The sequence below is a fragment of the Polaribacter sp. Z014 genome, from assembly GCF_023555435.1.
Classification (GTDB): Bacteria; Bacteroidota; Bacteroidia; order Flavobacteriales; family Flavobacteriaceae; genus Polaribacter.
Window position 1 is genome coordinate 16,665 of record NZ_JALCZP010000002.1, and the last position, 11,840, is coordinate 28,504.

General features: G+C 30.4%; 6 protein-coding genes. 4 read left to right on the forward strand and 2 right to left on the reverse strand.

Going from position 1 to position 11,840, the window contains the following annotated elements; translation table 11 throughout:
• Positions 1-1,158: a cytochrome P450 gene (locus tag MPF19_RS03675; RefSeq protein WP_249986820.1), complete on the reverse strand. Its 1,158-nt coding sequence runs from the start codon at positions 1,156-1,158 to the stop codon at positions 1-3.
• Positions 1,159-1,295: 137 nt separating this feature from the next.
• Between MPF19_RS03675 and MPF19_RS03680 the strand changes: the two genes are divergently transcribed.
• On the forward strand, positions 1,296-2,132 hold the full coding sequence (locus MPF19_RS03680; RefSeq protein WP_203393134.1) for an AraC family transcriptional regulator: 837 nt from the start codon (positions 1,296-1,298) through the stop codon (positions 2,130-2,132).
• Between the two features lie 104 nt (positions 2,133-2,236).
• On the opposite strand, the gene MPF19_RS03685 is transcribed toward MPF19_RS03680, so the two are convergent.
• Entirely contained in the window at positions 2,237-6,469 is a 4,233-nt protein-coding gene (locus MPF19_RS03685; RefSeq protein ID WP_249986821.1) for a hybrid sensor histidine kinase/response regulator transcription factor, read from the reverse strand.
• Positions 6,470-6,856: 387 nt separating this feature from the next.
• Between MPF19_RS03685 and MPF19_RS03690 the strand changes: the two genes are divergently transcribed.
• From MPF19_RS03690 to MPF19_RS03700, 3 genes are read left to right on the forward strand one after another with little or no spacing between them, the layout of a single operon-like run.
• Positions 6,857-8,671: an arylsulfatase gene (locus MPF19_RS03690; RefSeq protein ID WP_249986822.1), complete on the forward strand. Its 1,815-nt coding sequence runs from the start codon at positions 6,857-6,859 to the stop codon at positions 8,669-8,671.
• Between the two features lie 8 nt (positions 8,672-8,679).
• A complete protein-coding gene (locus MPF19_RS03695) occupies positions 8,680-10,245 on the forward strand; it encodes a sulfatase family protein (protein WP_249986823.1) in 1,566 nt (521 codons plus the stop codon).
• A gap of 29 nt (positions 10,246-10,274) precedes the next feature.
• Positions 10,275-11,840: an alpha-L-fucosidase gene (locus MPF19_RS03700; RefSeq protein WP_249986824.1), complete on the forward strand. Its 1,566-nt coding sequence runs from the start codon at positions 10,275-10,277 to the stop codon at positions 11,838-11,840.

The window sequence follows — 11,840 nt, forward strand, 5'->3', positions numbered from 1 at the left end:
TTATGTATTAAATTTAACTTTAAGAGCATCAAAACCAACCTTACGGTTGAATTCTCCTAGATGTTCTATGTTTTCTTTTGTTTCTAAAACGTCTATTGAGGTTACTTTTTGAGATAAAGTAGCCAACAATATTCTTAATATTTGACGTGCATGCGTAGCACCTAAACAGTTGTGTGTACCAAATCCAAAACTAACATGCGGATTCACTTTTCTATCTAAAACCACTTCGTTAGGGTTTTCAAAAACATTTTCGTCTCTGTTTGCAGAAGCCCAGTTTAAAGAAATTCGAGTATCTGCTTTTACAGCATGTTCGCAAACCTGTACATCCTTTGTTACCACACGTCCCATTTGTGTTAATGGAGAAAAATAACGAATCAATTCTTCTACTGCATTGTTAATCATTGCTGGATTTTCCTTTATTGCTGCCAAAGATTTTGGATGCTCAGAAAAGTAAGCGATAGAGTTGGTTACGGCGTTAATTACGGTATCTCTACCGCCTGCAAAAGTTAATATCAATACCCCTTTTACTTCTTCTTTGGTCATTTTTTTACCATCAACTTCAGAATTTAAAAGTACAGAATACAAACTTTCACTTGGTGTTTCAATAGCCAAATCTATTTGTTTGTCAATATAATCATACAAGATATTGGCTTTGTCTGCGTCTAAATCAGAATCATCACTTCTAAAAACGTGCGTTCCCCAAGAAATCCATAATTCGGCTTCAGAATACGGAATGTTTAATAATAGGGTTAAAGCTCTAGATTGCAGTTTTAAGGCAAAATCAGCAACAACTTCTACTTCATCAGGATTTAAAGATTCCTCAACTATTTCATCAATAATTGTTTTTATTTTTGCAGAATACTCTTCCTGTAAAGGTCTTTTAAACCAAGGATCTAAAATATCTCTAAAAGATTTATGTTTTGGTGGATCTACTTCAAAAGGAATCTGTCTGGTGTCTCTAATAGCTACTTCAGACGGAATTACAATTCTACCAATTTCATCTCCTCCAGATTGAAAGTTTTGCCATTGGTGTGCACATTTACGTACTTCTTTGTGACGTAAAACCATGGTTACTGGATCATTTTGATCGTCCATTTTACCAATTCCTTCTTTTTGTCTTGCATTTTTAAATGCATCTGGAAATTCGCTTGCTTTCATATATTTAAATTGACATTTTAAAGTTGTCAAAGATTGTTTATTTCTAAAATGAAATATTCCCTTATTTACGCAATAAAGTACCCTATTATGTTGTATTTTGGTAATTGTTGAATATATTTGGAATATAATAGAGACTTATGCAGCCAAAATTTGAAAAAGTACCTTTAAATAATCAGAAATCCATTATTGCTTTTAGGTATGCGGGAGATCGGTTTGAGGCACCTTGGCATTTTCATCCTCAGCATGAACTTACTTTTATAGAAAAAAGTACTGGAACCAAATTTATTGGAGATTATGTTGGTCCGTTTGAAGCGGGGGAGTTGGTTTTAGTAAGAACAAATGTGCCGCATTGTTGGAAAAATAATTCGGTAAAAAACTCAACATGTTCATCTATAGTGATTCAATGGAATACAGGGATTTATGCAAGAGTACCGGAAATGGAAAATGTTTTTAAAATGCTAAAAGCAGCCTCTAAAGGAATCCTTTTTACAAAAGAAAATGCAAATGAAATGTTTTCACTTTTAAAAGAATTATTGACTTTAGAAGGAACGGAATTGTATTTAAAACTTCAGAATATATTGGTATTGCTATCTAATTTTGAATATCGTGAACTATCAGAAAAAAGGTTTATAGATGATTTGCCTACAGAATATAGTTCTCGCATTAGAAAAGTACACGATTATGTAGAAAGCCATTATCATAAAAAAATACAACTAAAAGAATTAGCAGATTTAGTTAACATGTCTGAACAGTCTTTTTCTCGTTTCTTTAGTAAAATAATGGGAAGACCTTTTTTTACTTTTTTAAATCAATATAAAATAAATATGGCCAAAAGAATGTTAATGGACACCGATTGGTCTGTACGTGAAATTTGTTTTGCTTGTGGCTATGAATCTGTTCCTTTTTTTCATAGACAATTTAAAAAATTTACAAAGAGGACTCCTTCATTTTATAAAAAAGAGCATAGTACATGATAAAACCTTAAAGTAAGATGCTTTAAGTTTTTATCGGATACTTTTTAAACTAGAATATTTTTTCTAAAACTGAAATTTCTCAGGTAGTCAATATTTTCTTATTCTTATTTATTTTTTTGTTTTACATATTCACTTGGGATAACACCAAATTGTTTTTTAAAACATTTTGCAAAGTAAGAAGCGGTGTTAAAACCTGTCATGTACATAATTTCTTTTACAGAAAGATCACTTTGTTCAAAAAGTTGTACGGCTCTTTTTAATCTAATACTTCTAATAAATTCACTAGATGAAAGGCCTGTAATCTCTTTAAACTTAGTATATAAGTTGGTTCTGCTATAGCCCATTTCTTTAATTAGCATTTCAACATTAAAATCTGTATTTGTCATGTGTTTTTCTACAACTTCCATTGCTTGTTGTAAAAAGCGTTCATCTACAGAGGTAACCGTAATTTCTTTTGGTTGTAAAGTAATTTCTAGGTTAAACTTACTTCTTAGTTCTTCTCTATAGTTTAAAATATTATTTAGTTTTAAGTCCAGAATTTCTACATCAAAAGGTTTTCTAATATAAGCATCTGCACCTGTTCTTAAACCTATTTTTTCATTTTCTTTAGATAATTTTGCTGTTAATAAAACAACAGGAATATGACTGGTTTCCTTTTTTGTTTTTATTTTATTACAAAATTCAATACCATCCATAACCGGCATCATAATATCAGAAATAATTATTTTCGGAATTATTTTTCCTGCCAATTTTAATCCTTCTTCTCCGTTTTCAGCCGTATAAATTTTATATTTTTTTCCAAGAGCAAGCTTAATAAAGGTTCTAATATCTTCATTATCATCTACAACTAGTAAAACGGGTAAGTCAGATTTTGATTTTTCATTTAACTGTTGATCTTCAATTTCATCATTAATACTAATTGCAAGAGAATCTGATTCTGAAGAACGTAAGTAAAAATCGCTTTCAGAGGTTTCTTTACATGTAATTTCTGGAATATTAAGATACGCTTTTTTCTCTATAGGAAGTCTCACTATAAAATTGGTGCCTTCATTGTGCTTGCTTATTACTCTAATTTCACCTTGGTGAAGTTCTGTAATATCTTTAACAAAAGCCAAACCAATACCCATTCCTTTAGAGTCTTTCTTTTCTTTATTTTTTTCAGAAAAGAAACGTTCAAAAATACTTTCTATTTTAGTTTCATCCATTCCTGTTCCAGAATCTTTTACCTGAATATATACAAACTTAGAAGTCTTAGTAGGGTTTTTAAAAGTTACATTACTTTTATTATCTCTTGATATATTAATTGTTATTGAACCTTTATCTGGTGTAAATTTAAAAGCATTTGAAAGTAAATTATTTATTATTTTTTCTAAAGTATCATGGTCAAACCAAGATTGTAATTGATTATCAGTAGATTCTATAGTAAATTCTATTAGATTTTTTTGTGCTAAGAACTGAAAAGGTTCACTAACTTCTTTTATAAACTGAACAATATTACTGTTTCTCATCACCAATCTCATTTGACCTTGATTCATTTTTCTGAAATCTAGTAATTGAGAGATAAGTCTAAGTAAGTAATCTGTATTTTTTTGCATTAACTTGTATTGTTCTTTAACAATATCTTTATCAATGTTGTCTCCTTCTTTTTGTAAAAAGTTTAAAGGTCCTTTTATTAAGGTTAAAGGGGTTGTAAACTCATGCGTTATATTTGTAAAGAATTCTAATTTTATTCGTTGTAGTTCATCTGTTTTTTCTTTTTCTACATGTTCTAATTCTAAACTGTGTTTTTTTGATGTACTAATAATAGTATATCTTCTGTATAAAAGTAAAATGCCTATAATTAATAAAAGGTACAAAAAGTAAGCGAACTTTGTTAACCAAAAAGGTGGAGCTATTTTTAAATTTAATTCAAAAGGAGTAGAGTCCCAAAGTTTATCATTGTTAGATGCTTTTACTTTTAATGTGTAATTACCTGGTGAAAGATTTGTATAGGTTGCAAATCTTTTTTTAGAATCTGTATACACCCAATCTTTATTGAAACCTTCTAGTTTATAAGCGAATTCGTTTTTTTCAGGAGCTCCATAATGGAATGCAGCAAACTCAAAAGATAAACTGTTTTCATTATGGTTTAAATCAATTGTAGATTTGTTACATAAAGGATTTTTTAACAGTACTCTACCATTCACTTTTTCGCCAATTTTAATAGGTTTGTTTGCTATTAAAAGGTTGGTGACTACTGTTTCTGCTTCAAAAGTATCGTTCTTAATATCTTTTGGTTCAAAAACATTAAAACCATTTACGCCACCAAATAATAATTGTCCATTTTTACGTTTACACCTTGCAAGTTCTTGAAATTCATCATCCTGTAAACCATCATTCACATCATAATTCATGAAAGTTTCAGAATTTTCATTAAATTTAGAAAGACCTTTGTTGGTAGATATCCAAAGGTCGTGGTCATCATCTTCGAGAATTCCTTTAACAACATTGTTTGGTAAACCGTTTTCTGTTTTATAGGATATAAATTTCACCTTAGTACTATCTGTTGCAGGTACGTATTTGTTGAATCCACCGCCAAAAGTACCAATCCATAAATCTCCTTTTTCACTTTCAAAGAGTTCTAAAATATAGTTATGGCTAATACTATTTATATCATCAGCGTTACTTTTATAGATTGTAAATTTAGGTTTATCTTTTGTTTTTTCTGTTTTAGATAAAACACATAATCCGTCTCCTGTACCAAACCAAATATTTCCTTTTTTATCTTCAAGAATATTTCTAATGAGATGACTAGGAACGCTTAAGGAGTCTTTATAATCAAAAGTTAATACGTCGTTTTTATAGCTTTTGGTTTGTGAGTTGTATAAAGAACGATTTATGCCATTATTATAAGTACCAATCCAAATATTTTTGTCACTATCTTCTAATATGGAAAAAATACTGCCTTTTATTTTGCTGAAATCATTAAATTCTATTTTTTTTATGTTATCGGGGTCTGTAATATCTAATTGTTGAAGATTGGTACCATTAGAGCCTTCTCCTAACAAAAGTATTTTTTTATCTCCTCTTTTTAGTTCATCAATAGTAAAAACATTATTTATTTTTGGAAATTTTATAAAACCATAATAGTTGTTTTTATCGGCTTGTTTTGGTAACATGTTTAGACTACCACCTTCGGTACCAACCCAAAGAGAACCGTTACTATCTTCATAAATTGCTCTTACTTTATCGTAACTTAAACTCTTTGGGTCTGGAGTATTTTTTACATGTTTAAATTGTTTTTTTCCAGGATAAAATTTATTTATTCCTCCTCCGTTTGTACCTACCCAAACAATACCTGTTCTATCTTTAAATAATGATGTTATTGTATTTTTACTGATACCATTTTTTTGACTCGCTTTATACGTAATGATTTTACTAAATTTAGGATTTCTTTGAGTGCCAGAATTATCAAATAGAATTAATCCACTTGCACTTCCTGCCCATAATTGATTATTTACAAACAGAATATGGTTAATGGAATATTTATAGTCTTTTCTCCATATTAAATGTGGTTCATATGAAGGGTTTTTTAAATCTAAGACATAGAGACCACTATTAGCACCAAAAAATAACCTGCCTTTATCCTCTTTAATACTTTTAATGTTATTTAATTTTACTTTTATTTTTTCAAAATGAGAAGTTTTTCCGTTTTCATCTTCAATTAACTTAAATAAACCTTCATCTGTACCAACCCATACATTGTTGTTACTGTCTTCAAAAATAGTAAGAGATTTCAGTTTTTTTACTTTTACAGAAGTTTCGCTAGAGGCAATTGTAATGTGCTTAAATTTTATGGAACTTAAAGATTCATTTAAATCAAGGAGGTCTAAACCATTGTAGGTGCAAATCCATAATCTGTTTTTTGAGTCTTTAAAAACATATCTAACGGTATTACTAGCAATACTGTTTATATTGTTTTCGTCATGTTTAAAATGTGTAAACTCTTCTAGAGATCTATTAAAAAAATTAAGTCCGCTGCCCGATGTTCCTATCCATAAGTTATTATTGTCATCACCAGTAATGGTAAAGATTAAGTTACTATTAATACTTTTAGGATTTTGTTGATTAAGATTATAAGTAGTAAAATTATACCCATCATATTTATTAAGGCCGTCATGTGTACCAAACCACATATAGCCTTGTTTATCTTGATAAATAGAATTTACATCATTTTGAGACAAACCATCTTGTGTAGTAATATGTTCAAAATAAATATTGTCTTGAGCTTGCGTTTCTTCTATAAAAAAAACGAAGGTAGCTATGATAAGTAACGTAAATTTAAATTTATTTTTCATGAAAAATTTTAGCATATACTTATATGAATTTAAGAGGTAAAAATTTTAATTATTTATAATAAACAATAAGACAAAATTAGTGAAAAAAAAGACCTAAGCTAAATTAGATTTAAGAAATCTAATTTTAGTTTTTTAAAAAGAAACATGCCTTAAAGACTAATTGTTTGATATATAGTTGTTTTGTTGAGTTGTGTAATGGGGGTGACAGTTCATTTAAATACTAATTAGGTGATATATTCTATTTTTTAGATAGTTTATAGCCTTAAGTTATGCTGTTTTTTCTGAAGTTTACACTCACAAATGTAAAATTTAAATAAATTATTCAAAAAGCGTAATTTATTTAAGTTTATATTTTTTTTAGTAAATAATTTAGTTAACAAAAAAAGAATGGTAAACAAACGGAATTTATTATTATTATTAGTTGCATTTACTTTGATGTCTTTTGGTATAAAAGCTCAAAAAAGTAAAAAACCAAATGTTATATTTATTTTAACAGATGATCAAGGTTATGGAGATATAGCCGCACATGGAAATAAGGTGATAAAAACACCTCAATTAGACAAATTACATAGAGAAAGTACTCGTTTAACAAATTTTCATACAGGTTCTACTTGTGCCCCAAGTAGGTCTGGTATTATGTCTGGAGTAGATGGTAACAAAGCAGGGGTATGGCATACCGTTGGTGGTTGTAATATTTTAAGAGAAAAATATGTGGCAATGCCAGAAGTATTTAGACAAAATAATTACAAAACAGCCATGTTTGGTAAATGGCATTTAGGTGATGCATATCCATATTTACCTCAAAATAGGGGGTTTGAAGAAGTAGTTTCTCATGGAGGAGGTGGTATTGGTCAAACACCAGATTATTGGCAAAATGATTATTTTGATGACACGTATTTTAGAAACGGAAAACCAGAAAAATTTGAAGGCTATTGTACAGATGTGTTTTTTGATGAAGCAATTGACTATATAGATAAAAATAAAGATAAACCATTTTTTGTGTATCTATCCTTAAATGCGCCTCATGGGCCAATGAACGTTCCGCAGAAATATTATGATATGTATAAAGATGAGACCAGCATTAGTGAGACTCAAAAAGCATATTATGGTATGATTACCAACATAGATGACAACATAGAAAAATTAGATAAAAAGTTAAAAAAGTTAGGTTTAAAAGACAATACTATTTTAATTTTTATGACTGATAATGGAACTGCAACTGGGTATAGAGTTAATAAAGGAGTTGTACAAGGTTTTAATGCAGGTATGCGAGGAGGAAAGTCTTCTCAATACGATGGTGGTCATAGAGTTCCGCTTTTTATTCGTTGGAAAGATGGAGATATTAAAAAAGGATTAGATGTAGATAAATTGACAATGAATTATGATTTGTTACCTACTTTAATTGATTTATGCGGATTAGAAAAACCAGCTGAATCTGAGTATGATGGTTTAAGTTTAAAACCTTTATTCGAAGAAAATGGATCTACATGGTCTCATAGATATGGTGTTGTAGATACCAATAGACAACAAAAACCAAAAAAATGGTTTAAATCTTCTGTGATGGATGATGAATGGCGTTTGATTGATGGAAAAGAATTGTACAATATTTCTGGAGATGTAGGTCAAAAACATGATATTGCTGCTAAACACCCTGCTAAAGTTGCAGAAATGAGACAAGCTTATGAAAGATGGTGGAAACATATTTCTGATGATTTTGCTTATTTTGAAGCTTATAAAATAGGAAAAAAACTAAACGAAGAAACTGTTATAACTGCTCATGATTTACATTCTGATGAACCTCTTGCTTGGAATCAAAGTTATGTAAGAGATCCTTATTCAGGTAAAAAGCCAGCTTTAACAAAAGCTTACTGGTTGTTAGATATTCAAGAAGAAGGAGAATATGAAATTGAAATTTCTAGATGGCCTAAAGAATCTAACTTATCTTTTGAAGACTCTATCGAACAATTAGGAGAAACAACTCCTTGGTACGTTGTTAAACCAAAAAGCATCAACTTAAATATAGAAAAAGCTGTTTTAGATATTGAAGGGTTGCATTTAGAAAAAGACGTAGATAGGTCAAAGAAAAGTGTAGTTTTTAATGCACATCTTCATAGTGGAAGACAACATTTCGAAGCAAATTTTCAAGACAATAAAGAGCTTACCTTTTCTGCTTTTTATATGTACGTTAAAAGAATTAAATAACATTCAAAATGAATAAATTAAAGTTTGTAATAACCATATTAAGTCTTTGTTATATTTCCTTTGGATATAGTCAGGAAACTAGACCTAATATCGTTTTTTTACTTTCAGATGATCAAACAAGTATTGCAACTGGCTGTTATGGAAATAGTCAAGTTTTAACGCCTAATATGGATAATTTGGCTGATGAAGGCGTGTTGTTTAAAAATCATTACAATACTACTGCAATTTGTATGGCCAGTCGTGCAATTATTATGACGGGTATGTATGAATATAAAACGGGATGCAATTTTATGCATGGACCTTTAAAACCAGAAAAATTTCAGAAATCATATCCTGTACTATTAAAAGAAGCGGGTTATTTTACAGGTTTTGCTGGTAAGTTTGGTTTTGCTGTTTCTGATGGGGAAAGTTGGGACGAAAACACGTATGATGTTATTCCTTCGGATGCTTTTGATGTTTGGGGTGGCGGACCAGGACAAACTAATTATAAAACAGCTAAAAATCCTACCATTGCGCAGTACGCTGAAAAATATCCTCATAGTACGAGAGCTTATGGTGCTTGGGCTCATGATTTTATAAAAACGGCTAAAAAATCTGGAAAACCATTTTGTATGTCTATAAGTTTTAAGGCACCACATTTACCTTTTACACCAGATAAGTATTTTGATTATGTTTATAAGAACAAAAAGTATAAAAAACCAGATAATTATGGTGCTGAAAATGCTACACACTTATCTGCGCAAGCAAAATCTGGCAGACAATATAATGCCTATAATTTTTGGCGAGATTCAGAAGAGTCGTATCAAACAGCTATTACAAAATACAATCAATTAATTCATGGTGTAGATTATTCTTTGGGAATGATTCGTAAATCTTTAGAAGAATTAGGCGTTGCAGAAAACACCATAATTATATTTACAAGTGATAATGGTTATAGTTGTGGAGCTCATAATTTAGCAGGGAAAGTATTGCCTTATGAAGAAGCATCTAAATCGCCATTAATTATTTATGACCCAAGAAAATCTAAAAAAGAAAGCGGTCTTAAAAGAGAAGAGGTAACAGCTAATATAGATTTAGCACCTACCATTTTAAGTTTAGCAGGTGTTTCTGTTCCTAAAAATATGGATGGTAAAAATTTGGAAAAGCTTATTGATAAACCAAAGAAATTTAGAAGAAAATCTATTACGCTTACTAACATGTGGGGTAATGATGAAATTCAAGAAATGACGGTGGTTACAAAAGATTGGAAATACATTTACTGGCAATACTCAGATCATAGAATGTTGCCAACTGAAGAATTGTTTCATATTGGAAAAGATCGATTGGAGATGACCAATTTGGCGAACAATCCAACATATAACAAGCAACTTAAAAAAATGAGAAAATTGTATGATAAACGATACAAACATCTTGTTAAAAACACCATTAAAACAAATGATTACCCAAAATATAAAGTGCTATTTGATAGAAAGGCTAATGCCAAATCTAAGCAGCAATATTTAACAGGTAATTATGAAGAAGTTTTAAAACAACAAGCAATAGAGAAAGCTAAGAAGGCTCATCATAAGAAGTAAACATCTATATTAAATTAAAAATAAGAAATATGCAAATTAATAAGTTCCACAAACTTGCTTTTTTGGCTTTAGCACTGCAAGTGTTAGTCCCTACAAATATGCAAGCGCAGAAAAAGAAGAAATTTAAAGAAAATTGGAAATCATTAGAGAAGGTGAATCAAGAACCTGAATGGTTTCAAGATGCAAAATTTGGAATTTATGCACATTGGGGACCAGTTTCTAACGCCTTTGTAGGTGCAGACCCTAAACAACATTATGCAGGTTGGCATGGTATGAAAATGTATACGGATGGTAAAATTGTACCAACAAAAAACGGAAAACCATCGTCTAATTATTTACTTCATAAAAAGAAATACGGAGATCCTAAAGAAAAAGGATATATAGAAATTATTGAAGAATTTAAACCAACCGGTTTTGATGCTAAAGAATGGGCAAGATTATTTAAATTATCAGGAGCAAAGTTTGCGGGGCCTGTTGCTATGCATCATGACAATTTTGCAATGTGGGATGCTAAATCTACGCGTTGGAATTCTATGAATTATGGTGGTATAGATCCATCTGCAGCATTAAAAAAAGAAATTGAAGCAAACGGAATGAAGTTTATGGCTTCTTTTCATCATGCATTTACTTGGCAATATTATGCGCCAGCTCATGCGCATGGAAACATCAACCCTAAAGATTATGACTTATATACAAGTCCTCATTCATTAGACTCTAAAACTCCAGACAAACGTTTTTACAAAGAATGGTGGGCAAAATTAAAAGAATATATAGATGTATATCAACCAGATTTAATTTGGTTTGATTGGTGGCTAGAAAATATGACAGAAGAATCTCGTCAAAAATTCTTAGCATATTATTACAATGCAGGACAAAAATGGGGTAAAGATGTAGCTGTAGCTTATAAAGAATCTACTTTTCCGGCTTCTACAGCAATTAAAGATTACGAAAGAGGGCGTCCAAACCAACCGACAAAAGATGTTTGGTTAACAGATACTTCTCCAGGACAATGGTTTTTTAGACCAGGTGCTAAATACAAAACACCAAACGAATTAGTAGATATTTTAGTTGATATTGTTGCTAAAAATGGATGTATGTTATTAAATGTTCCTCCAAATCCAGATGGTTCTATTCCTAAAGAAATGGCTTATTTATTAGAAGAAATGGGTGCTTGGTTGCAAGTAAACGGAGAATCTATTTACGGTACACGTCCTTGGACTGTTTTTGGTGAAGGTCCAACTCGTTTGCCAGAAGGAGGACATAAAGTAGAAAAAATAAAAATTGTTTATAAGAATACAGATATCCGTTATGTAAAAAAAGGAGACAAACTTTTATACGCAACTGTAATGGATGCTCCTAAAGTAGTTACGGTATTAAAAGCTTTAAGTACAGATCTTGGTGCTTTAAATTCTAAAATTGAAAAAATTGAATTATTAGGTAGCAATGAAAAAGTTGAATGGGTACGAGATGAAAGAGGTGTGGTTATTGAAGCTCCAAATAATCTTCCTACTAAATATGCACATGTATATAAAATAACATTAGAAGGCTATAAAGAAAATCAAATTGGTGGAGCGGTAGACGCTCATGTAGACTAA

What these genes read in the sequence shown, in the direction of transcription:
- MPF19_RS03700 (WP_249986824.1), top strand. Translation starts at nt 10,275, where the DNA reads ATGCAAATTAATAAGTTCCACAAACTTGCTTTTTTGGCTTTAGCACTG.
- MPF19_RS03695 (WP_249986823.1), top strand. Translation starts at nt 8,680, where the DNA reads ATGAATAAATTAAAGTTTGTAATAACCATATTAAGTCTTTGTTATATT.
- MPF19_RS03685 (WP_249986821.1), bottom strand. Translation starts at nt 6,469, where the DNA reads ATGAAAAATAAATTTAAATTTACGTTACTTATCATAGCTACCTTCGTT.
- MPF19_RS03690 (WP_249986822.1), top strand. Translation starts at nt 6,857, where the DNA reads ATGGTAAACAAACGGAATTTATTATTATTATTAGTTGCATTTACTTTG.
- MPF19_RS03680 (WP_203393134.1), top strand. Translation starts at nt 1,296, where the DNA reads ATGCAGCCAAAATTTGAAAAAGTACCTTTAAATAATCAGAAATCCATT.
- MPF19_RS03675 (WP_249986820.1), bottom strand. Translation starts at nt 1,158, where the DNA reads ATGAAAGCAAGCGAATTTCCAGATGCATTTAAAAATGCAAGACAAAAA.